The sequence below is a fragment of the Metabacillus arenae genome, from assembly GCF_014773385.1.
GTDB lineage: Bacteria > Bacillota > Bacilli > Bacillales > Bacillaceae > Metabacillus_D > Metabacillus_D arenae.
In genome coordinates this window covers 59,585-84,502 of sequence record NZ_JACXAI010000018.1, presented here as the reverse complement: position 1 = coordinate 84,502, position 24,918 = coordinate 59,585, and the positions used below count along the sequence as shown (strand labels likewise).

The following is a 24,918-nucleotide window of genomic DNA, read 5'->3' as shown; positions in this document are numbered from 1 at the left end:
AAACCTAATTAAACAAGCTAGGTAAATATAATGTTAATTGCGGAATGTAGCTGACTAATAATAGTACAAACAAACTTACTGCTATGAATGGCATTAATTCTTTAACTGTCCGCCCGACGGGAACTTTCCCAATACTTGATGCGACATATAGGCACACTCCCACAGGAGGAGTGGATAAACCAATGATAAGATTTAAAACCATCATGACTCCAAAATGGATGGGATCCATTCCGATATGATCTGCTATCGGTAATAAAACAGGAAATAAGATCACGATTGCTGCAATGGTTTCCATAAACATTCCTACGAATAATAGGAGAAGGTTAATTAAAAGAATGACGATAATTGGATTTGTAGAAATGGAAAGAATCAAATCTGCTACCATCGGTGGGATATGCTCACTAACAAGGATCCACCCGAAAAGGTTGGCAAGACCTACTAAAATCATGATAGAAGCAGTTCCTACCATAGAATCAAGCAATATTTTAGGAATATCTTTAATTTTTAGTTCCTTATATATAAACAGACCTACAACAAAAGCATAGAGAACTGCGACAATAGATGCCTCAGTAGGTGTAAAGATTCCTCCAAGAATTCCATATAAAATCACAAAGGTCATGAACAATGCCCAGAAGGCGCTAAAAAAGGATTTAACGACAACTTTGACTGGCTGCCTAGGTCCTTTAGGATAGTTTCTTTTAACTGAAATGAAATAGGTTACAATAAGCAGCCCTATTCCTAAAATCACACCTGGAATAGCTCCAGCAAGGAACAAATCACCTATTGATAAGCTCGCCATTGTTCCAATAATGATTAACGGTAAAGACGGTGGAATAATCGGTCCCACTGTTGAAGAGGACGAGGTTACGGCTGCAGAAAAGCCTGCGTCATATCCTGCCTTTTTCATAGCCGGAATCATAACTGAGCCGATGCTTGCTGTTTCTGCTAAAGCTGTCCCGGAAATCCCTGCAAACCCCATAGAAGAACCTACTGTAGCTAAACCAAGTCCACCGCGGATATGACCTATAAAATTATTTGCAAACTGAATAATTCGATCTGTTATCCCGCCATAATTCATCAGATTTCCCGCTAATATAAAGCCAGGAATACAAAGCAATACAAATGAATTAATACCTGAGAACATTTTCTGGCTAATAATATTAAGGGGAATATCGGCCATCACAAGATAAACAAGAGACGAGATTCCTAAGCTGAAGGCGATAGGGACACCAAGGAATAGTAAAATAAGAAATGAAAGAAATAAGATTAACGCCATCATATCGTTTTACTCCTTTCTGCCTGTTCCGCAATGGACAACTCTTTTTGTTCTGATTTATTAGAGTACAATTCAAATAGATTGATAATTGTATAAATTCCAGTAAACAGCATTGAGATCCCAATGCTTGCATGGATGAATGACATATCGATTTTCGTAGTGGCAGACGTTTGTCCCTGACCAATTAAAGCAAACTGATATCCCTGGTAAGCTGCTATGAAACAAAATAGGACTACACCTAAATAGATAGCGCTTTCTAAAAAGATTCTGAACTTCTTTGGCAAAGCAGTAATAAGAAAATCCAGTCTCATAAACTCTTTGTTTCTCATTGCCAGCGGAGCAGCAAAAGAAACTGCATAGATAAATAAAAACCTTGTAACCTCTTCTGTCCAGATAAAAGAAAAAGGGAAAAATCTTGAGAATATTTGAATACTAACCACCCCAATAATGGCAGTAAAACATAAGACAGTAAGTACAGCTAACGTCTTATCTAACACATTCATTTTATTCACTCTTTATCCACATCCCCATTTAAGCATAATTATTCGTTAATCATTTCCTTATACAAGTCATATTGCTCTTTTGACAAAGTTTCTTTAATAGCTGGCAGCATGGCTTTCTGGAACGCCTTTTTATCTACCTCTGTATTAATTTCCATACCTTCATCAATTAATTTTTGCTTATATTGAGCAATTTCTTTTTGAAACAATTGATCTCCATAAGCCTGCGCCTCTTTTGCTGCTTCTTGTACCTCAGCTTTTAAATCCTCTGTCAATTCGTTGTATTGATCATTTCCAATAATGACATATATCCATGAATAAACATGCTCGGTTTCATTCGCGTATTTCTGTACTTCATACAACCCGCTGCTGTAAATAAGATCATATGGATTTTCCTGACCTTGAATAACATGCTGCTGCAAGCCAGTAAACACTTCGCTTAAATCCATTACCTGCGGCTTTGCCCCTGCTTTTTCCCATGCATTCATGAAAAGCGGCACATTGGGAACGCGCATACTAAAACCTTTTAAATCTTCAGGTGTTTTAATAGGCTTGTTTGATGTTAAGTTTCTTGGAGCCCGCTGCATGTAAAATAGAGGTGTAGCCCCTAAATTCTCCTTTATATCCTTTTCGATTTCACGGCCAACCTTTCCATTGATCACCCTATTTAAATGTTCTTCATTTTCAATGGCATAAGGCACCGCTAAAAGGGCGGTTTTCGGTGCCCAGTTTTGCATCGTTTCCCCTGTAATCGTTAAGTCAACCGTTCCGCCTTTAATACTGTTCAAAGTATCTGTTTCACCGCCTAATTGACTGTTTGGATACACGTCTATTTCGATTTTCCCGTCTGTCTTTTCTTTAACAAGCTCTGCAAACCTTAACGCTGTTTTATTCCAAATATGATTGGCATCTGATATATGACCCATTTTCCATTTGATTGTCTTCTCTGATTGGCCGGTTGAACTTGTTGAAGACGAGCAGGAAGTTAAAATAAGTAAAAGAACTGCTGCAGGTATAAGCTTATTCCAATATTTCATTCGAATCCTCCCCTTGTTACCGCTTTCATTAATAAGTTTACACTCCTGAATATGCCATAAATCCACCATCAACAGGTATGGTGATTCCTGTTACAAATCCCGATTGGTCTTCATCTGCTAACCAAAGTAAGGTTCCCAGTAAATCTTCAGGCTTTCCAAACCTTCTCATTGGAGTATGGGAAATGATTTTTTGAGACCGTTCAGTCAATTCACCTTTATTATCCAGCAAAAGATTCTTATTTTGCTCTGTCAGAAAAAAACCTGGTGCAATCGCATTCACTCTGATTCCTGCCTCAGCAAAATAAACAGCGAGCCATTTGGTGAAATTTTCAATAGCCGATTTCGCCGCACTATAGGCAGGTACCTTTGTCATCGGAGATGGTGCACTCATCGAGGACATATTAATGATCGTTTTCCCCTCCTTGTTAAGCATTTGTTTTGCAAAGATTTGGGTGGGAATAAATGTCCCAATAAAATTGAGGTCCATTACGTTTTTAAAACCATGCTGCTTGAGATCAAAAAAAGACGTAATGTCTTTATTGTCTATATCTCCAGGGAAAAAAGTTTCATTGGAAGTGATACCATCAGGGTGGTTACCTCCTGCCCCATTTATTAAAATATCAACCTCTCCGAAAGCTTTTACCACTTCATTTTCTGCTTGAAGGACACTTTCTTCATCTAAGACATCACATTGGAAAGCAAGGGCGGTACCGCCCGATTGGCTGATTTTGTCCGCAACCTTTCTACCCTTTTCAAATGTTCGATTGAGGATAGCCACCTTTACCCCTTGCCGTCCGAGCTCAATCGCCATTTGACTGCATAAAACTCCTCCGCCGCCAGTAATAACAGCTACTTTTTCTTTCAAATTAGGATTTAATGGCAAATTCATCATAAGATTGGCTCTCCTTTCTAGACTTCACGAGGGAATCCCATATCCCCCAAAGGTACATAATTCCTAATGCCCGATCATACAAACCATAGCCTGGTCTGCAGCTTTCTCCCCATAAATGCCGGCCATGATCAGGGCGGCAATATCCTTCAAAGCCCATTTCATGATAAGCCTTTACCACTTCACAAATGTCAATAGACCCGTCTTTTGCACGGTGAGAAGTTTCTATGAAATTACCATTTTCATAAACTCTCACATTTCGGATATGGGCAAAGGCAATGCGATCGGAAAATTCACGGATCATATCAGGAACATTATTTTGCAAATTTGCCCCAAGCGAACCGCTGCATAGGGTGAGACAATTTGAGTCACTCTCATTTAGCCCCAAAAACCTCCTTAGGTTTTCCTGACTCGTTATGATTCTCGGCAGTCCGAATACAGACCAAGGCGGATCGTCAGGATGTATCGCCATCTTAATTCCATGTTGTTCGGCAATTGGAATAATTTTTTCAAGGAAGTATTCAAGATTATTCCACAGCTGTTCTTCATCTACATCTTTATAGGCTTTAAAAAGGTTTGTTAAATATTCTAAGCGTTCAGGCTCCCAGCCAGGCATCGTTAAAGCAGAGTCCTTGTTAATCTCATTAACAAGCTCCTCCGGATTAATATTTTCAATTTTATTTTTTTCGTAAAAAAGTGCAGTAGAGCCGTCCTCAAGTTCCTTATGCAAGTCGGTTCTAATCCAGTCAAAAACAGGCATAAAGTTATAACAGATAACTTTCACACCAGCTTGGGCTAATTTTTCGATCGTTCGTTTATAGTTTTCAATGTAGTGATCCCTAGTTGAAAGACCAAGCTTAATATCTTCATGGACATTGACACTTTCTACCACTTCAATATTCAAGCTGCAGGCTTCCGCCTTCTCCTTTACCTCTATAATTTTATCCATTGGCCACTCTTCACCAGCAGGAACATCATGCAATGCCCATACGATTCCTTCTACACCCGGAATTTGCTTAATTTGTTCTAATGTTACGGTGTCATTTCCTTCGCCAAACCATCTGAATACCATTCTCACTACCGGTATCCTCCTTCGCTTAAATGTATACGCTTTCTTCATTTGTAAAAATGTGGATACTGTTTTTGCAACTTATCTTTATCATCCACTGCTAAAGTAAGATGTCTTCTCATGATGTCTTCTGCATTTTCATGATCATTCGTTTTTATAGCAGTTAAAATCGCTTTATGATGTTCGACAATCTCTTGCCAATTATAATCAGTTACCAGTCTTAGCATACGGCTTCTATTCAGATGGACATTCATTAGTTCAATTGCCTGCCAGGTACGCTCTTTCTCGCATCCTTCAAAAATAGTTCGGTGAAACTCTTCGTCAAGCTCAAAAAGTTTTAAATAATTTTTTTCTTCTATACAAAACCCTTGCATTCTAACGTTCATTTCGAGCGCCTGCAGCTTTTCTTTTGCCATCCCATCACAAGCTAACCGGATTACTGCTCTTTCTAAATGCTCTCTCATAAATCTTGCTTCTTCCTGAAGTTCAAGATCAATCAATGAGACCGATGTTCCTTTTTGAGGATAGACATTGAGTAAGCCCTCCTGAGCAAGCCGTAAAAATGCCTCCCTTACCGGTGTTCGGCTAACATTAAATTGGGTTGAAATTTCCTTCTCAGATATACTTGTTCCAGGTTCAAGCTGAAAGCTCAAAATTTGATTTCTTAACTCTTGATAGACAAACTCTCTTGATGACACACTATTTGACTTAATATTTGACCTCATAGCAGCCTCCTTGATTTATAACCATATTACCACACTAGTATGGTAGTATGGTAGATGTTTTTTAAAATTCTTATTATTTTATATTTTTCAAACGACTTCTACATTTGAAAAGCGCAGAGCGCAAGCCTATCGGCGACAAGCACTAAGTGTTAATTCCTTCTCCATGCTTTTACCTTTTGAAATTTCCTACGAATGGTTTCATCTTCCTATTAATCGTAAGACAGATTAGCTGAAATTAAAAATGCCGGGGATGAGTTTGTCAAAAGACTGACAAACTCAGGTCCCCGGCATTATTGCACTTGGGTATAATGTTATTTCTTACTTTTGTAATCACTAGCTTTAACATTATTAAACAAAACAGTCGAATTCCATACATTCAAACCAAAGTACCCTTCTTTATAGGTATCGTCAGTTGTCTCTATAACAAGCTTGTTATCTAAATAAGCTTTTATGTTATCACCGCTCGCTACTACTTTGAGACGATAGGTTTTATTTGTTTGTAGATTTAGGTTTCCTTCATCATTATACGATGCTAGGTCGTAGCCAGTTCCGTTAGAAAATTTAATGAGCTTCACCACATTATTTTTGACATCAACATTTACCGCATACGCGTTTTTTGCTGTTGAATCTGAACGAAAAACCAAGGCACCAGCACCAACTAAGTTTCCAACTGTATCTTTATCCGGATCATTTGGATGTGAATCAGTGTCCAGAACTTTTATGTCAGCTTTATACTTAAAGTCTCTTCCAGACTCTTTTGATAAAATGAAGGCATCTCCTTCACTTTGACCTTGTTTACCACCGATTGTATCTGTCCATTTCCCATTCATTGTCGTCCAGCCTGAAAGGGTTGATTTAAATGGACTTTCTTTCTTCCATATACTTTTCAGAGGGTACATGTGCAAGGATTTTAATTTAACCTCACCGCCTTTGCTATAAAGCTTTATTCCTTTACTTGATGGATCAGGGAAAATTTGATCCGTTATAACCGCTTCACCATTGTTACCAAACACTTCTACAGCAGAGCGGTCTACAAAAACATGCATTTTCACGGTCCCATTTGATGTTTCCAGCGGTCCCTCATGCTTACCTGATAAATTAGGGCCATAATCAAAGCTTCCAGAATTTGTACGATCAACAAATAATTGTTGGTTTTCGACATCATAACCTATAATTGTAGACTCTGCTCCTTCACCTTTACGAACTTCAAAGCCGAATTCTTTTGCGTTCGTATTAGACACATCAAACTCAGCGATCATTTCAAATGTATCTTCAGATCGTTCAGATAGTAAATGACTATCTCCAGATATAACTTTATTTTCAAAGGAAACCTTCTCACTATTAATACGAATGCTTTCTAAAGATATCGGCGTTTGTTTTAAGCGTAACCCCTGCTCTGGTTGAGTGAGCTCCATCTTGCGTGGCAATGATGTTGAGCCCCGCCACGTTGAAGTCGGTGTATGGTTTGCATATTGCCAGTTACTCATCCAGCCCAGCCAGTATTTTTCACCATTCTCACCTTCAATTCCGCTCCAATCTACTGCCGCATAAAAATCTGCTCCATAATCAGCCCAAAGCACATGATCAGAAGGATTTTCATTTTTAAACGTTTTCCCATCAAAGCTGCCAACAAAATATTGCATACCAGATCCACCTGCAGGAGCGCCGTCATTCATGCTTACGTGAAGCACCCATTTTGTTTTAGAAGGATCGCCATCAATTGGTAGTTCAACTAAAGTTGGACATTCCCAAATTCCGCCGTTGCTACCATGAGTAGAAGGTACCCACTCACCAGAGACAGCAGACCAATCTGTCAGAACGCCACTTTGTTTTGCTTCTTCTTTCTCAGGCTCTTTTGCCACTTGATCAACATTCTCAGGGATGGCTCCTTCATTATAGACATGAACATCATCAATGTTTATATGCCCCCAGCCGCCAGTTGCCCGGTCAACAGCTTTTATATATAACACTTCGCCTATATATTTTGATGCATCCCAAACATATTTATTGTATTTTTCATCATTGAATTTCGTATTTGCCTGGCGGATTAATTCTTTATCATCGGAGGCTCTCACTAATGATACATAGCGATTTTTGATATCATTACCCCCGCCTAATAATAAGTTGAGCTCACCATTTCCAGCTAGTTTAAAATAGGAGGAACGCATTTCACCTGTCGCATCATCTCCATTATGGCTATCAGAAAAACCCCATAAATGATAATTTCCTTGATGGCCAAACGAACCACCCCAGTAAGCGCTTTCATTTGACACATGATCATTGGTAAAAGCATCACCATGGATTGGATTCCACCCGGTTAAATCCCCTGTTTCAAAATCATGATTAATTATTTCCTTATCATTTGTCTGAATATTGTTATAAACCATAACATCTTGGAAAATTGTCGAGGAGTTCCATATATTTAGTCCTAAATGTCCTGATGAAAATGTTGGATCATTTATATCATGCACCAGATTACCATCTAAAAATACTTTTATATTTTTGCCGTAAGCATTTACTTTCAAATGATAATTTTTATCTGTATCAAGACTCATCTTTTTTTCAGCTATTACGGCAATATTTCCATTTTCAATTTTCATGAGCTTCATTACATCGTTTAAAGCATCAATATTGGCCATATATCCATTCTTCGCAATAGCATCTGCACGGAAAACAAGCGCGCCAGCTCCTCGGCCGCCTTTAGCCCCTGAAATATTCATATTTGCTTCAAATACAAAGTTATCCTTTGTTTGATCACTCATTATAAAAGCGTCACTTGAAGAAGTCCCGCTTTTTCCATCTAATGTATCCTCCCAAGCTCCATTTACAACCGTCCAATTCCAAAGGTTTGATACAAAATTGGATGTATTATGGAACTCAACATTTCTAAATGAAGCTGTTGAATTCCACGCAGTTAAACCATAATACCCAAAATCAAATTCTTCATCTGTATTTTCAATGACTGGTTTGTCGTTAACAAAGACTTGAATATGATCTCCATCTGCTTCTACCTTCAGATGATAGGTAGTTGATGTTTGAAGACTAAAAGGTTTTCTAACCATTTCTTCTTTTTTTCCATCTACATTTTTACTTAATGTGATGACATCATTTTTTGCATCTAAATTGGCAACATAGCCGTTCTTCGCATCCTTATCAGCACGAAAAACCAGACCACCTGAACCTTCTCGGCCATTTTTTTCGTTAAGAGTAATATCGCCCTCATAGCTAAACGATCCGCCTGTTTGTGAAGACATAGCAAACGAGGTTCTATCAAGACTATTTGCTTGTATTCCCCCATCTGGCCCAAATTCACTTGCATACTCCCACTCTTTTAAATTGGGTGATGTATAAAACATAATCCTATCCTTTGCTGCTAAGGACATAACCCACTGTTTTGAGTCATCGTGCCAAAATACTTTTGGATCACGCCAGTCTGGAATTGGAGGGTTTGGCATAACTGGATTGCCTTCATACTTCTTCCATGTTCTTCCCTTATCCAAGCTGTATGCGATACTTTGAACCTGGCGATTTTCTCCAGAATGCGTAAAGATAGCGATCATGGCTTCTTTTCCAAAGCCTGCTGTGTTGTTCCAATCAATCACTGCGCTTCCTGAGAAAATCTGACCATTCTCATCAGGTGATAACGCAATCGGTAAATGCTCCCAATGAACAAGGTCTTTACTTACTGCATGGCCCCAATGCATCGGTCCCCATGTCATTCCATATGGATGATACTGATAAAACAAATGATATTCACCCTTATAATAAACCATACCATTTGGATCATTCATCCAGTTCGCTTCAGGAGAAAAATGAAACTGATTTCGATATGGCTCATTATAATAACCGGGGTCTTCTGCATATGCACTAGTTATCGGCAGGCAAATAACTATAATACATAAAAGAAAAATGCTGATCCTTGTCTTTACGTACACTTTTCTTCACATCCCTACAAAAGTATTTATCATTTGTGTGATTGTTCTATGGAGAATTAGGAAGCGCTATTTCCTCTGAAACGATCCAATAAAACGGCTGCTACAATAACTCCGCCTTTTACAACTAACTGCCAATAATAGTTCACATCCATAAGTGTTAACCCATTACTTATAACACCCATAATTAATACCCCGATAATTGTTCCTTGAATTCTCCCTTTTCCACCTGTTAAACTTGTTCCACCAAGAATAACAGCAGCGATTGCATCTAATTCATACATTTGTCCAGCAGTAGGCTGCCCAGAATACAACCTTCCCGCTAATACGACTCCACCTATACCGGCAAGCAAGCCACTTATTGAATAAACATTGATTAAAGATTTCTCAACTTTAATTCCAGTTAAGCGAGCTGCCTCTTCATTTCCGCCAATCGCATAAATATGGCGGCCAAACATTGTATATTTTAAGACAAAAAACATGACTATATACACTGAAAGCATGATATAAATAGGTGTTGGTATTCCAAAAATGGCTCCTCCACCAATAAATTTAAATGTTTCATTCTGTAAAACAATGGGATATCCTCCGCTAATGATATAGGCAAGACCTCGAACATAAGTAAAGCTCCCTAATGTAACGATAAACGCCGGTAATTTTGCTTTTGCAGTGAAAAAGCCATTAATTAGACCTACCGTATAACCTACTGCTGCACCAATTAACATAGCAATTATAGGGTTCACACCTGAAGCAGATGCCATAACAGATATTACCCCAGATAAGGCAACAGTGGATCCGACTGATAAATCAATACCGCCTGTTAATATAACAATAGTCATCCCAGCTGCTAAAATAGCAATGATAGAAACCTGTTTTAATACATTTAATAAATTTGCTGTGTCTAAAAAGTTTGGCGCTGTAAAGGAAAGCACTATACACAATAAGAATAAAATCATAATCATACCTAGACGATTCCATAAACCATTGACGATATTGCCTGAAAAAAGACTTTGCGGCTGTGAAGCTGTTTGGGTATTCCCTTTCATGTTCCTTTACTCCCCTCTAGTAGCTAAGTACATTATTTTTTCCTGTGTAGCTTCTTCTCTCGATAACTCACCTGTTATCCTTCCTTCGTTCATAACAAGAATTCGATCGCTCACTCCCAATATTTCCGGAAGCTCAGAAGAAATCATTAAAACTGCTAGTCCTTCCTCCGCAAGCTTTGAGACAATTTTGTGAATCTCAGTTTTTGCACCGATATCAACCCCTCGTGTCGGTTCATCAAGCAGTAATACTTTAGGTGCAATTGATAACCATCTGGCTATAACAACCTTTTGTTGATTCCCTCCGCTTAAGCTCGAGACCTGTTGATTGGGAGAGGCAATTTTTATTCCTAAATCGGAAATATATTTTGCAGCGCTTTCATTTATTTGTCCCCAGTTGACAACTCCTGCTCTGCTATGTTGTTTAAGTTCTGCCATTAAAATATTCTCTTTCACTGACATTGATAAAAACAAACCTTGTTCTTTCCTGCTTTCAGGTACATGGGCAATCCCATTTGAAATAGCATCAATTGGAGTTTTAATTTTTACAGGTTTACCATTAACGAAAATTTTTCCGTTTGTTACCTCAGATACCCCGAATAGGGCTCTCACTAATTCAGTTCTGCCTGCACCAACAAGACCAGCTAAACCAACAATTTCACCAGGGTAAATTTTAAACGAAATATTTTTTACAATGGTGTTGTCAGAAACATTCTTTACTTCAAGCATCGGAAGAACTTCTTTGGAACGGGTTATAACATTTGTATTTGTTCTATTGAATAATTCGTTTATATTTCGACCTACCATTAACCTTACAAGGTGGTCTGGGGATGTATCTTCAATTGGTCCGCTGGATATCCATTCTCCGTCCCGCAGGACAGTATATCGATTCGAGATTTGAAAGATTTCCTCCATCCTATGGGAGATATATACGATTGCAACTCCTTTTTTCTTTAGATCATTTATGATTTGAAAAAGCTTTATGATTTCTTTGTCTGTTAAAGAGGCTGTTGGTTCATCCATAATAAGCACTTCTGCCTCAGTTGATAATGCACGAGCAATCTCTACAATTTGCTGCTGAGCGACACTCAAGGTTGATACTAGTTGCCGCGGGTTAAGATTAGACCCCATTGAATCTAATACCTTTTGAGCTTGTTCATGAACTTCATCCCACTTGACCATTCCTATTCTATTTTTAGGGAATGCTTTACCCATTAAAATATTTTCACTAATGGTGAGATTTGGAGAAAGATTTAACTCTTGATGAATTACACTAATTCCCTTGTTCCTTGCATCGATTGGATCCTTCCAGGAGACTGGCTGACCTTTTAAATACATAGTCCCCCCATTATCATTAGGTTGATAAATACCTGCTAGAATTTTCATAAAGGTTGATTTACCTGCGCCATTCTCACCCATTAAGGCATGAACTTCACCTGGATAAAGTTCAATTCTCACATTGTTTAGTACCGTTACTTTCGAGAAGGTTTTACTAATTCCTTCCATTTTAAAGATAGGTATTTCCACACTGCTTTTCTCCATCTTTGATCGCTCTTTGATGATCATTTCTTCCTCTCCTCTCTTACAATTTGGTATAGCCGATATAGCAGTTACACCGGTCAGCCTATTTATTCGACAATTAAATGGGCAGTACAACCTCCATCTCCAAACATTCGAAAATAAGCGGGTAGATGGGAGATAACTGCCCCAGTTGACTGATTGGTTCAAAGGCATCGCGGTCATCCCTGTTAAAAACTAACCATGAGTAAAACGAAGGATTTCAGGTATTTTAATATAGGAGCTTACCAACCTTTGTAAGATTCTAATTTATCTTGTGTAATAAGCTCAACTGGAACCTTTATTAGCTCTTCAACTTTCTCTCCATCTTTCACTTTGATCCCAACTTCTACTGCTTCTTTAATCATGTTTCTAGGTGATTGAGCAGAAGTAGCAGCAATTGAACTTCCTTCCTTTGCCATTGCTTCTGTCGCTTCAGGAGCACCATCCACCCCAACGATGAAGAATTCATCTTTACGGTCAGCCTGCTCTTGAGCAATTTCGACACCAATTGCTTCTGGATCGTTTATAGCAAATACAGCATCAATTGAACCTGATGGGTTTGCTTGTAAAATACTTTCCATAACAGTTAATGCTTTCTCACGATTTCCTTCTCCATTTTGCTTAGCAACTACTTTAATGTCAGAGTCTTTAATAGCATCTTCAAATCCTTGAATTCGGTCTGTTACCGCTGAAACTGGAGGTCCATCAATAATAGCGATGTTTCCTTTTCCGCCTAATTTTTCAACTACATATTCCCCGGCAAGCTTCCCTGCCTGGTAGTTATCTGAAGTAACCGTTGAGTCAACTCCACCTTCAGCATTCGTATCAACTGCTATCACAGGAATACCTGCCTCTTTCGCCTGCAGAACAGCTGCTGCAATTCCTTTCGTATCTACAGCATTTAATAATATGATATCTACTTTTTTAGTAATGAAGTTTTCAATTTGTGATGTTTGTTTCGCTAGGTCATATTCAGCGCTTTCAACGATCACTTCTGCACCTAATTCTTTTCCTGCTTCTTCAGCACCCTTCCCCATCGCAACAAAGAATGGATTTGCCATAGTCCCAACAGTCAAACCAATTGTTAACTTTCCATTGTCATTTGCTTGTTCACCAGAATTATTTGCATTTGAAGATTCACTTGCAGAGCTGCATGCTGTGATTACAAACATAGAAATCATTAAAACAAGTATTAATAACGTTTTTCCACTCTTTTTCATTATGATCCCCCTTAGTGTTATTAGGTTAAAGAACTAGCTAACAAATAGATTCATTTTGCATGCGCTTTCAAATTTTTTTTGGATTATCACCTCCTTTAGGAGCATCTAGTGGTTAACGCTTTCATTTTTTGAAGTGAAATTGATTATTTATGGTGGACTTCGACGTTAATCATGAGGAAATTTGATTAGTTTTGATTGTTTTTGATTATATTATGGTTCTTTACAGTTGTCAACATATTGTGAAATTTCTGTAAATTATTCTAATAATATTTAATTCTATTAATTTTTTACTATTTCTTTTCCTAAATGATCCAATTATACGAAAAAAGTTATTTTCTGAAAATTTAACTTTTATCATCTCAGTTTCTTAAGAAAAGTTTTTTTTCACAAATAAAAGAGCTGAACTCAATTGTCCGTAGGACTTTAAGTTCAGCTTATCTATTAAAAACGAAAAATCAGGTTGAAATATTCCCCTTTAACCTGTCAGCAAAGCTTAAGGCTCAGGCCCTCAGAGAAAACAAGGAGAATAAAGGTGAAGTTGTCCAATTTGTTTAAGGGCCGCCTGAGGAATCATCGGAATAAATGAAAGACTACTCAGCCCTCAAACGCATGTACAACGCTTTCACAAACATTCTGGGCATGGTCACCTACTAAGCCTCATTTGCCTTTATTCGATTTCAATAATTTTTATATCCGTTTTATTTATGTAGTTTTCTAGTTTAATCGTATTCTCTTCATTGGTAATAATATTGGCTTGATTTAAATCAGCAAATTTAGAGAATGATACTTCTCCAAACTTTGTATGATCTGCAAGAATAAAGGCCTCTTGTGACAAAAAAATAGCTTTTTCTTTTATTTGAGCTTCTTCAGGATCTGGGGTAGTAAATCCCAGTTCATGGTGAATTGCATTGGTTCCCATAAAGCACTTATCAAAGCGATAGTTTTTCATACTTTCAAATGCATTTCGTCCAATTATTGCTTTAGTCGTCTTTTTTAAATATCCACCAATTAAATATGTGGTTATATCACGTTCAAGTAATGATTCCAAATGATCAATCCCGTTGGTTACGACAACAATATCTTTTTGTTTTAAATACTGGATCACCTGATAAGTTGTTGTGCCAGCATCAAGGAATACACAGTCCCCATCCATGATGAGCCCTGCTGCATACTTTGCTATAAGAGCTTTCTCCCTAAGATTTTGGGTTGATTTTTGAATCATACTCGGTTCATCCCTTTTTTTATTTAAAAGAGAAGCCCCGCCATATACACGTTTTAAATACTTCTGTTTTTCTAATTGATCAAGATCGCGCCGCAATGTAGATTCTGATGTATTTGTTAATTCTACAAGCTCATGAACCTTAACATGTTCCTTTTTTTTTAATAAATCTAATATTAACCGATGTCGTTCGGGAATAAGCATGAAAACTCCCCCTTGAATATTTTTATGTTTATAAATTCATTTGCTTTTAAATTTTCTATTAAAAATCATACAATTAAATGCACAAAGGAAGCAACAGACTAGGTTTAATGATGGATAAATTATTAGTTAGCACCTCTTATATAAGATGGGAACGGGTAAATCAGTTGGAAAATGGCCTTTGTGAAAGAATATATCCAGTCACAATTTCACATTTACAGAAATTTTGCTAGTTCTCCCGCTAAGGTGTTCATCCCGCAAATTCCCTGATTTACCCGCAATTTCTGTAAGTTAGTCTTACCAATTGCCCTTTCCTCACACAAACTTCCTAATTGATTTTATGGATCGTCTCATGAACCATTTTTACTGTTTCTTCGCGTATTTTCCCCTGCACGGGTGGTGAATTCCCAAATGGCAGAACGATGCTGTCCTCTGAATTTGTCTTGTGCAATCGTGTACCAATAGTAGGTTTGTTCAGGCTTGAGACGATCCCAAAGTGCTGTGGCGACCTCTCCACTCTTCACATTACTCACCTGCTCAATTAAGGCATCTGTATAGACATTTACTTCAAAATGATCCGTTTCTACTTTTTTCTCTTTTGGTTCAAGGTCAAGCTCCATTGTAAATTCGTCCTTACTAGGATACTTTTTTGGATCATAGAAATTATAATCATTTAAATAAGGTGAGTATGTTTTAATGTAGATCACGTTATTTTCCGGATTTACGTGTAAGAGGCGAATGTACCCTTGTCCGCCTTCAGGGCCTCCTTGATAATCAGCAAGTATTTGATAAACAACCCGATCCGATTTGCCATCCCCATCGTCATCAATCTCGTCAGCAAGCAGCTCGCTATCATGATAGTGGCCGCATAAAACTGCTGCTACATTTTCATTAGGAATGACAACCTTCTCATAGATTTTATTTCCGAATGGGCTGCGATTCCCGCTTACAAGCAAATATTCATGGAAGGATAGGATCGCTTTATGGTTTGGGTGGTCTGATAACACTTTGTTTACCCAATCCAGATCTTCATCTGTCACTCCCCATCCCATATAAATCATAATATAGTCATTGCCTTCTGCTGAAATTAGATCAAAGTGTCCACGATTATTTTTATATGATTCTCCATAATAGGATTTGTCAGCGAAGTGCCTTTCTCCGAAATACTTCGAGAATTGATTATAAGACCCATCCTTGTGACCCACATCATGGTTGCCTGCAAGGACCCCATAAGGAATGTGTGAATCGCCAAGTACTTTCATATTTTGATGAGCCACCTTCCATTGATAAACTTGATCTGCGTCATCCACTAAATCTCCTGTATGAAACACATATTTAATGTTCAGCTCTTCCTTCATTTCCTCGATCCACTGAACCTGTTTCCGATAAATGTGAGGATACCTTTCGGAATAATATTGTGTATCGCTCATCCAAATAAAAGAATAATCATAATCCAAGACTTGAGTCACCTCGTCTTGAACGATGACACTTACTTTATTTCCCTTTACGTATTCTGGGACAGTCACATGTCCTTTTAATGTGAACTTTTTTTCTCCAGCAATGGCAGCATTTATGGGGATCCATTTCTCATTGCTGTAATTCCATGCGTACATTGTGACTTTTCGATCAGGTATGGAGCTTCCCTTCCAAACAAGCTCTACGACATCATTTTCATCGATGCTTGGATTCACCTCTACATCGAAGCGGTGGTAAGGAAACTGTGTGGTTGAACTGGTTTCTATTGTTTGATTATCGTTTTCTTTCAACTTCTCATACTCGTCTTCTGAGAGCTCTCTTTCATTTTTTCGATAAAAGGTTTTTGGCGGTTCAATGTCAGAGGCACTTTTCTTGACCTTTACTGTATCCCGATTGGCGGCAGTATAATGGTAAGCTTTGTAAAAAGAAACATCTAAATGGTCGTCTGTAGGATCTGCAACTTCAACAGACAGCTGAGCAGTTGTGTCATCAAATTTCGTTTTTAAAGGCTCAGGTGACAATGGCTGTTCTGCTGCTACCTTAAATGTTTGCTTCAAGTCTCGTTTGTTGCCAACCTCGTCTGCAGCTGTAATCTTTAATTGTTGATTACCTGCTTCAAGATCTGCGGAAGATGTCTGATAAGGCAGAGAAATAGGAATATTGTTTAATGTCGCTTTGATGTTGGTAATATTGCTCCACCTATCGGTAACGGCAGCATCAATTGTAAACTCCCCTTTATATTCTTTTCCTTCTTCGACGGTTGGTTTTATTGCTGGAGCAGTATTGTCAACTACCACTTCCGTTTGAATTGTTTTTTCAGAGTCTTTCGCTTCAATGACATGCTTTCCTTCTTCAACGTTTCTTGTTTCCCACACAAAGCCTAATGAAGAGAATTTCTCTTCAGGGATTGTGAAAGAAAAATCATAAACAGGCTTTGAAGCTCCTCCCTCACCAACTTCAAGCTCTTTACCTGGGTCTGAATATTCCTTATCATGAATGATCGTTCCATCCGAAAGGACTAATCGTACATTTTTCACATAGAAATTATCACGGTTTTCCTCTGAGTTATCATCAAATGGAGAAACCTTTGAGCCAGACCTTATCGATATAACATTATTATTTCCGGCTTTTAATTTATCAGCAGAGACTGGAACAGTGATCGTTGTATACTTGTCATATGTATCATCAAAAATTTTTAATTCTTCGTTTCCCATAGTCACGCCATTTTTAAAATAGAGATTTGTTTTTCTCACATCAAAGGCAAAATACGCCTCTGATTCAAGGGCAGGGAATGTATTTAACTTCTTTTCACCATCAATTGAAAGTTGCATTTGTTCACTTGATTCAGAAGAGGAAACTTTTATTGTTTTTGTCCTATTTAACACTTCATCCTTTTCTACATTCAATCTCAGTCCTTGCATGAGCTCTTTTTGTTCAATTTGAACCGTTTTCTTTTCCGATTGTGTACGATTTTTCCCATCACTTGCCTCAAAATAATATTCTACCTGCTCCTTCCCAATTAATTCTGGTGAATAAATAATATGATGATACATTTTGTCATCATAGTTTTCATGCAGGTAAATTTGGTTAAACGGTTTATTGTCCTCAGTACGATAATAAAATCTTACCGTTTTTACTAAAAAATTGTCTTGAATGTCTGCCTTTACTTCTAGGTTTTCAGTTGGTTTTATAGATTGAACAGTTGTTTCATTCTGAATGACTGGTCTTTCTTTATCTCTGTTTCCAACAACCTTTACTTTAGGAACCTGTGCTGACCAAACACTTCCAGGTGAACCTTGTAATTTGCCGCTTGATATTTTAAGCAATTCTTTCGTTCCATTTGCAGGAAACCTGTAAAGAATGGATTTGCCTATGGCTGAGTCAACCCTATTCACATCTTCATTATAGGAACCGAAGGAAATATCCTTACCTGTATTAGTAGATATCGATAGTGTTCTTTCAGAACTATTTTCCATCCCACTGCTATAAACTTTTGAAATGTTTCTGTTCTCTTTTAATGATACTCCGTAATGATTATTAAAATCAGAAACCTCAAGCCGGTCATTTTCGCGATTGATAATCCAAAAAACATAGGTTTCACCAGACTTAACTGTGACATCTTCCTTTTCGGGACCCCATATAAGATCGGCCTCTTTCCCTTCCATTGGATAACGATAATGTAATTTATAATCTTTTAAAGGAATGTCTCGGTCAGAATTATTGTAAATTTCAATGAACTCAAAACCATCAAGAGCTCCTGTATTCGAAGTATTTGGCATGATTTCTGTGATTAACAATTCAGGTATAGCTTGATAGTCCCTTTTCTTATGTTGGATATCAATGACATACTCGTTTGTCTTACTTTTATGAACTCCATCTGTTGCTTCGATAAAATAAGTGATTTCATCTGACCAAATCACCTCTTTAGGAATTTTCGCAATGTAGACATGATCCCATGCAGGCACCTTTTCAAAAAAGATGGCTTCATAGTCCATTTCTTTACTTTGTTTGAATTGTAAAACAACATTGGCCATTACTTTATCGTCCGTAACTTCAGCCTCAATGATAATATCTTTATTTTCATTCATTGTAGTAATAGCTTTATGCCCTATTTTCGGACCTCCTCCATTAAAGCCTTGAATAGGTTTAGCAGGAGGTAGGATTTCCTCAATTCTAACTTTTTTTGTAGTTCCTCGAAATAAAGCTTCAGCAACCAAAGGATTGTGGGATCTTGGTTTTTGCTCTCGATAAATAGCTGCATTAAGTTTGTTCAATTTGTTAGGAATTCTTTGTGAAGTTTTTACTGTAGAAGAATGTTTCGAAGCATCGCTCGTTGACGAAAATTGCTTTCCCTCACCTTGTTCTTTCATAACCACTGGTAATTGAATGATGGAAGGGATGACAAAAAAGGTTGAAATGAATACTGTTAGTAATAGGACTATGATCTTCTGATTCTTTCCCATGTTTTTATCATCCCTCCCATAAATTAGTGTGTCTCTGATTAGCCTTTTTATGAGACACTTTCTAATTTATAGGATTGGTTTTTTGGGAAACAAAAAAGCCGCCTGTTTTGTCAGGAAGCTTTTATCTTCGTTTATCTTCATGTAAGGGTTCCACAATCCCTTTTTGAATAAGTAAATGGAGAATGGATATAAAAATAGATGCAATTAAAGCCGTTCCAAACCCTTCGATATGAAAGGAATCACCCATAATTGCCTGAGTCAGCATTAAAGTAATCGCATTTATAACAAATAAAAACAAACCTAGTGTTATAACTGTGACTGGAAGTGTCAAGATGATGAGAATCGGCTTAACAAGGATATTTAAAATGGACAGTAGTAAGCTTGCTATAATAGCAGCTCCAATTCCACTTAAATGAAAAGAGTCAAAAAATCCAGCCACTACGATTAATATTAAGGCATTTACAAAAATGCTGATGATCCATCTGAGCATTAAAGGCTTCCCTCTTCATTTGGGACAAGAAGAATCCAAACAATATAAATTAGCCCTACTGGGAAAAAGCCGGTGACAAAGAATAAAACGACAGTTAAGATCCGCAGGAGGGATGCATCCATGTTTGAATACTCTGCCAGGCCGCCAACTACACCTGCTATTTTCCGATCTTTTTTTGTACGAACAAGCTTTTTCAACGTAATCACCTCTTATTAGATAATGTTACTGAACCGGTTTTAGATTCAGCATAAATCGATACTGCATTAGACTTCATAAGCTCAGATTGAAATTTAAGCTCTTTTTGAATAGTCTCGTTTTTCTCATGAAGAATATTTATGTTTTCAATATGGGAAGCAACATTTCCCAAATTAGATTTTAATTCTCCGCTTACAGCACAATCTACAGGTATGAGAAGCTTTACACTTCCTGTTGTTGTTTTCGCATATACATTTTGGCAGCTGTCTTGGTCTAATTGAACTGAAATATTGCCATTAAAGCTTTGCAGGTCAAGCTTTTTTGGTGTCCCTGTAAGTGAAATCATGCCATTGATTGTTTCTGCTTCAATTGCTGCGGTTGTGTCTGTTACCTTAATTTGACCATTAGCCGTTTCTAAATCTGCTTTTTCCCCATTCAGAGTAGAAAAAGATAGAATGCCATTTGCTGTTTTAGCTTTTAGCTGTCCTATAGTTAAATGTTCCCCTCTTATCGGTCCATTAAACAATTTAATCAATACTTGATCATATTCTTTCGCAGGAACGTAAATGGTTAAATTTGCCTTCATCGCTTTCTTCTCCGAATAGACCCTTAGCTTGCTTCCTTCAGCGTCACACACCAGACTATCAAGGAATACTTTCCTTGCTTCGTCCTGATTTTCTACGCGGTAAACCTTTGCATCACACTCTACCCTAAAATCTTCTTCATTCCATGTCTGAAGAGAAACACTTCCATAATTGATCTTAATATCCAAATCTCTGACTTGATCATCCCTAATTTGAAAAATATGGGTAACATCATAGGATTGACCTAAAGCCATATCAATATCTAATTCCTTTACTTTTTTAACAGCTGTATCAATCCAATCGACCAGCTTAGATGCAATGGTAGACTGTTTCTGTTTAGAGGAAGGTTCCTTTTCCTCTTTCCATTCATCAGAATTGAATAGTACTTCTGTAGTAAGAGCCGTTTCTTTTTGTTGTTTTTGACTTGTATCTTCTTCGAGCAACTCAATTAAAGTTAACGCTTCTTCTGCTGATAATTTCCCCGCTTCTACCAATTTTAAGATCCTCTTTTTTTCTTCCACCATTTTGCTCACCTTTCCCCAATAGATTTTTGAACAAAAAGCTCCGAGGCGATCGTCCTTTAGTAAGGGAATAACACAGGGACATTTGCCTTTTAACCATTTGGTGACATATCACACTAGGAGCAAGACAACAATATGCTCTTTTTAAATAGGTAATCATTCATGATAATTCCAAAAAGCACCTTACAAGTTAGGCTGTCTTTAAAACCTTGATCCCTTTTATTACATTCCAGACAATCACAGCAATATTAATAATAACCACCAAAACATAAACAACTATGATAGATCCAACGATTAATCCTTCTGGCCCATTCAAAAAGCTGGCGATCAGGATAGGAACAACCATTAAAACGATGATAGAAATAATTGGAACGATATGTGAAAGAAAAGAACTTTTCGCATCATTCTTTACCTGTTTTTCATCAACAACAAAGTAAACCACAAGCGGAAACAAAAAAGGTGCAAAAAATACACTAAAATAACATAAAGACGAAATCACTTTATTTGTCGTCATTTTCATCATCTCCTTCTCACAAATATATACGACTAGACTCAGTGAAAGTTTCACATTTTTCTTATATAAACATTTAAATTACTACCTCAGGAATGAAAAGCATAACGCTCTAGTCCTTCGACACCAAGCATAAAACGAGCCGGCAGAAAGGCTGTTCTTTAACTTTTTTGATTGATCGCATATAAACCTGGTGGGTTGAAAGAAAAGCCTAAGTACAAGAAAAGCCTTACGAACAGGCTGCTCAATATTTTTTAGTGCTTTGTCTTGTGATCCTTTACAATCAAATTAAAGTCCAGGAGCTGCTCAAAATTAATTTTTGCTGAATGAACGACAAGCGCAAGGTGATAGTCCTTCGGCGACAAGCATTCGGACGAGCCGGCATGAAGGTTGTTCTTTAACCTTCTTGGCGGCTTAGTTTTTGACCTCGAGCTGATGGCGCCTGCGGCAAAAGCGTCACGGCCTTATGCCTGCCGGCACTAGGACGTCCTGTCCGCCTGCGCTGGACATCGACAATCAACTTTAACACGTTAATATTTTAATTAGCTTTAACTTTTCTGATCTCATAAAAAAGTCTGACTCCAATATCCATAAAATGGAAATGAGTCAGAACTCTCGTTGAAATGGAATACGGATTAAACCGTTTCTTTTTCTTTAATTAAATTTTTCATGCGGTTCCGATCTCGTTCTAAGATCGGCTTTAAATACTTGCCTGTATAAGATTCTTTCACTTTTACAATTTGTTCAGGAGTACCCGCCGCAATGATTTGTCCGCCACCGTCACCGCCTTCGGGACCTAAATCTACAAGATAATCTGCTGCTTTAATGACATCAAGATTGTGTTCGATGACTAAAACTGTGTCTCCGTTCTCAACCAGCCTTTGCAAAACCTTAAGTAGACGAGAAATATCGTCTACATGCAATCCTGTCGTTGGTTCATCCAAAATGTACAACGAGCGTCCTGTGGAACGGCGGTGCAGCTCAGAAGCAAGCTTAACCCTTTGTGCCTCCCCGCCTGATAAGGTTGTGGCCGGTTGTCCTAGGGTAACGTAGCCAAGTCCAACATCAAAGATTGTTTGGAGCTTTCGCTTAATTTTGGGGATATTTTCAAAGAAGCTAAGTGCATCTTCTACAGTCATTTCCAAGATGTCTGCAATATTTTTATCTTTGTATTTAACTTCTAGTGTTTCACGGTTATATCGTTTGCCATGACATACTTCACATGGAACATATACATCAGGTAAGAAGTGCATTTCGATTTTAATAATGCCGTCCCCGCGGCAAGCTTCACAACGGCCGCCTTTTACATTAAAGCTGAATCTGCCTTTCTTGTATCCTCTCACCTTTGCTTCATTTGTCGTAGCAAACACATCACGAATATCATCAAAAACCCCTGTATAGGTAGCAGGATTTGACCGTGGAGTTCTCCCAATTGGTGATTGATCAATATCGATGACCTTATCTAGATGGTCTATTCCTTTGATTTCTTTATGTTCACCAGGCTTGCTTTTTGCGCGATGCAATTTCTGAGCTAAAGATTTATGAAGAATCTCGTTTACAAGCGTACTTTTTCCTGATCCGGAAACACCTGTCACAGCTGTAAATGTCCCCAAAGGAAATTTAACAGAGACGTTCTTTAGATTATTTTCGTTTGCTCCTTTTACTTCAAGGAAACGCTTATCAGGCTTCCTTCTTTCTATTGGCAGCGGGATGAATTTTTTACCTGAAAGGTATTGACCGGTTAAAGATTCTGGATCATTCATAACCTCCTGCGGTGTACCAGCAGAAACGACTTCTCCGCCATGAACTCCAGCTCCTGGGCCAATATCAATCAAATAATCTGCAGCTATCATCGTATCTTCATCATGTTCAACTACAATTAATGTATTCCCTATATCTCTCATATTTTGCAATGTATCAATTAATCGGTCATTGTCCCGTTGATGAAGCCCGATAGAAGGCTCATCTAATATATAAAGCACACCTGTTAAACGTGAGCCAATTTGCGTTGCCAGCCGAATACGCTGGGCTTCTCCACCTGATAAGGTTCCAGCCGCTCGATTTAAAGTTAAATAATCTAAACCGACATTATTTAAAAATCCTAATCGTTCTACAATTTCTCGAAAAATAAGGTTCGCTATTTTCATTTCTTTTTCAGTTAAATTCAAATGCGTAAAGAATTCGTGAGCTTCCTGTACAGATAATTTTGTAATTTCACCAATATGGTTACCGTCAATCAGAACAGCAAGTGTCTCTTTTTTCAGACGATTCCCTTTGCATGTAGGGCATGCATGCTGAGCCATATATTTTTCCATTTGTTCTCTAATATAGTCTGAGCTTGTCTCTTTATATCGGCGCTCTATGTTATGAAGTACTCCCTCAAACTGAATATAATTTTCTCTTATTTGACCAAAATCATTTTCATAGCGGAAGTAAATTTCTTCATTATTGCTGCCGTAAAGAACTTTATCAAACAAGTGTTTTGGCAGCTCTTTAACAGGTAAGTCCATATCAATTCCGTAATGATTACAAACAGCCTCCAGCAGCTGTGGATAGTATTGTGAGCTTTGAGCCTCCCATGGTACAATCGCGTTTTGATTCAATGATAGCTCTTTATTTGGAATAACAAGATCTAAATCCACCTCTAATTTAGAGCCTAATCCATCACAGTCAGGACAAGCTCCAAACGGGCTGTTAAAAGAAAACATTCGCGGCTCAAGTTCGCCAATTGAAAACCCGCAATGGGGACAAGCATGATGTTCACTAAACAGAAGTTCTTCTTCACCGATTACATCGATAATAACTCGACCTTCTCCAAGCCTGAGCGCAGTTTCTAATGAATCTGAAAGACGTGCTTCAACTCCTTCTTTAACGACAATTCGGTCAATTACAACTTCAATTGAATGTTTTTTATTTTTTTCAAGCTCAATTTCATCGGCTACTTCCATCATTTCACCATTTATTCTTATGCGAACGTAGCCTTGTTTTTTGATATCTTCAATTGTTTTGGCATGTGTTCCTTTTCGGCCAGAGACAATTGGAGCCAAAACTTGAAGCTTTGTCCGTTCTGGATATTCTATAATCCGATCTACCATTTGCTCAACTGTTTGAGAGGTAATTTCAATCCCGTGAATCGGACATGTTGGCCGGCCGACACGAGCGAACAACAATCTTAAATAATCATAAATTTCTGTTACAGTTCCAACTGTTGAACGCGGGTTCCGGCTTGTTGTCTTTTGATCGATTGAGATAGCAGGTGATAGACCTTCAATCGCATCAACATCAGGTTTATCCATTTGACCAAGGAACTGGCGTGCATAGGCTGAAAGTGACTCGACATATCTTCTTTGGCCTTCTGCATATATGGTATCGAAAGCTAATGAAGATTTTCCTGATCCGGAAAGACCTGTTAAAACAACCAGCTTGTCTCTTGGAATCGTCACGTCGATGTTCTTCAGGTTATGTGCCCGCGCCCCTTTCACACTAATTTTTTCCATTGCCATTAAT

Annotated in this window: 17 protein-coding genes and 2 pseudogenes; all 19 read right to left on the bottom strand. The window is 37.9% G+C overall.

The window, feature by feature from the left end; translation table 11 throughout:
- Positions 1 to 4: 4 nt before the first annotated feature.
- Complete coding sequence (locus IC621_RS14505; protein WP_191159039.1) at positions 5 to 1,279, bottom strand: TRAP transporter large permease; 1,275 nt, start codon at positions 1,277 to 1,279, stop codon at positions 5 to 7.
- Entirely contained in the window at positions 1,276 to 1,779 is a 504-nt protein-coding gene (locus tag IC621_RS14500) for a TRAP transporter small permease (RefSeq protein ID WP_191159038.1), read from the bottom strand. The genes IC621_RS14505 and IC621_RS14500 overlap by 4 nt, the downstream gene beginning before the upstream one ends.
- A gap of 38 nt (positions 1,780 to 1,817) precedes the next feature.
- On the bottom strand, positions 1,818 to 2,813 hold the full coding sequence (locus IC621_RS14495; protein ID WP_191159037.1) for a TRAP transporter substrate-binding protein: 996 nt from the start codon (positions 2,811 to 2,813) through the stop codon (positions 1,818 to 1,820).
- Positions 2,814 to 2,850: 37 nt separating this feature from the next.
- On the bottom strand, positions 2,851 to 3,705 hold the full coding sequence (locus tag IC621_RS14490; RefSeq protein WP_191159036.1) for an SDR family oxidoreductase: 855 nt from the start codon (positions 3,703 to 3,705) through the stop codon (positions 2,851 to 2,853).
- Entirely contained in the window at positions 3,680 to 4,780 is a 1,101-nt protein-coding gene (gene uxuA, locus IC621_RS14485; protein ID WP_191159035.1) for a mannonate dehydratase, read from the bottom strand. Before uxuA ends, IC621_RS14490 begins: the two co-directional genes overlap by 26 nt.
- Before the next feature lie 38 nt (positions 4,781 to 4,818).
- Positions 4,819 to 5,496, bottom strand: coding sequence for a GntR family transcriptional regulator (locus IC621_RS14480; protein WP_191159034.1), 678 nt, complete (start codon positions 5,494 to 5,496; stop codon positions 4,819 to 4,821).
- A 311-nt stretch (positions 5,497 to 5,807) separates the two neighbouring features.
- Positions 5,808 to 7,664 carry a GH32 C-terminal domain-containing protein gene (locus tag IC621_RS27355; RefSeq protein WP_449809711.1) on the bottom strand — a complete coding sequence of 619 codons (1,857 nt, stop codon included), beginning with the start codon at positions 7,662 to 7,664 and terminating at the stop codon, positions 5,808 to 5,810.
- A gap of 225 nt (positions 7,665 to 7,889) precedes the next feature.
- Positions 7,890 to 8,330, bottom strand: a pseudogene (locus IC621_RS27350) (family 16 glycoside hydrolase); the annotation flags it as partial.
- Positions 8,331 to 8,381: 51 nt separating this feature from the next.
- Positions 8,382 to 9,407 (bottom strand): annotated as a pseudogene (locus IC621_RS27345) (family 16 glycoside hydrolase); the annotation flags it as partial.
- A gap of 80 nt (positions 9,408 to 9,487) precedes the next feature.
- Positions 9,488 to 10,474 carry an ABC transporter permease gene (locus tag IC621_RS14470; protein ID WP_191159032.1) on the bottom strand — a complete coding sequence of 329 codons (987 nt, stop codon included), beginning with the start codon at positions 10,472 to 10,474 and terminating at the stop codon, positions 9,488 to 9,490.
- A gap of 6 nt (positions 10,475 to 10,480) precedes the next feature.
- Positions 10,481 to 12,037, bottom strand: coding sequence for a sugar ABC transporter ATP-binding protein (locus IC621_RS14465; RefSeq protein ID WP_224752543.1), 1,557 nt, complete (start codon positions 12,035 to 12,037; stop codon positions 10,481 to 10,483).
- A 236-nt stretch (positions 12,038 to 12,273) separates the two neighbouring features.
- On the bottom strand, positions 12,274 to 13,251 hold the full coding sequence (locus tag IC621_RS14460; RefSeq protein ID WP_191159031.1) for an ABC transporter substrate-binding protein: 978 nt from the start codon (positions 13,249 to 13,251) through the stop codon (positions 12,274 to 12,276).
- A 667-nt stretch (positions 13,252 to 13,918) separates the two neighbouring features.
- Positions 13,919 to 14,674, bottom strand: a complete 756-nt coding sequence (locus tag IC621_RS14455) for a DeoR/GlpR family DNA-binding transcription regulator (RefSeq protein ID WP_191159030.1) — start codon at positions 14,672 to 14,674, stop codon at positions 13,919 to 13,921.
- Between the two features lie 347 nt (positions 14,675 to 15,021).
- On the bottom strand, positions 15,022 to 19,110 hold the full coding sequence (locus tag IC621_RS14450) for a metallophosphoesterase (protein ID WP_224752542.1): 4,089 nt from the start codon (positions 19,108 to 19,110) through the stop codon (positions 15,022 to 15,024).
- A gap of 121 nt (positions 19,111 to 19,231) precedes the next feature.
- Complete coding sequence (locus tag IC621_RS14445; protein WP_191159029.1) at positions 19,232 to 19,600, bottom strand: phage holin family protein; 369 nt, start codon at positions 19,598 to 19,600, stop codon at positions 19,232 to 19,234.
- On the bottom strand, positions 19,600 to 19,797 hold the full coding sequence (locus IC621_RS14440; RefSeq protein ID WP_191159028.1) for a PspC domain-containing protein: 198 nt from the start codon (positions 19,795 to 19,797) through the stop codon (positions 19,600 to 19,602). The genes IC621_RS14445 and IC621_RS14440 overlap by 1 nt, the downstream gene beginning before the upstream one ends.
- A 5-nt stretch (positions 19,798 to 19,802) precedes the next feature.
- Complete coding sequence (locus tag IC621_RS14435) at positions 19,803 to 20,903, bottom strand: DUF4097 family beta strand repeat-containing protein (protein WP_191159027.1); 1,101 nt, start codon at positions 20,901 to 20,903, stop codon at positions 19,803 to 19,805.
- Between the two features lie 187 nt (positions 20,904 to 21,090).
- Positions 21,091 to 21,414, bottom strand: a complete 324-nt coding sequence (locus IC621_RS14430) for a DUF4870 domain-containing protein (RefSeq protein WP_191159026.1) — start codon at positions 21,412 to 21,414, stop codon at positions 21,091 to 21,093.
- A gap of 632 nt (positions 21,415 to 22,046) precedes the next feature.
- Complete coding sequence (gene uvrA / locus IC621_RS14425; protein ID WP_191159025.1) at positions 22,047 to 24,914, bottom strand: excinuclease ABC subunit UvrA; 2,868 nt, start codon at positions 24,912 to 24,914, stop codon at positions 22,047 to 22,049.
- Positions 24,915 to 24,918 lie beyond the last annotated feature (4 nt).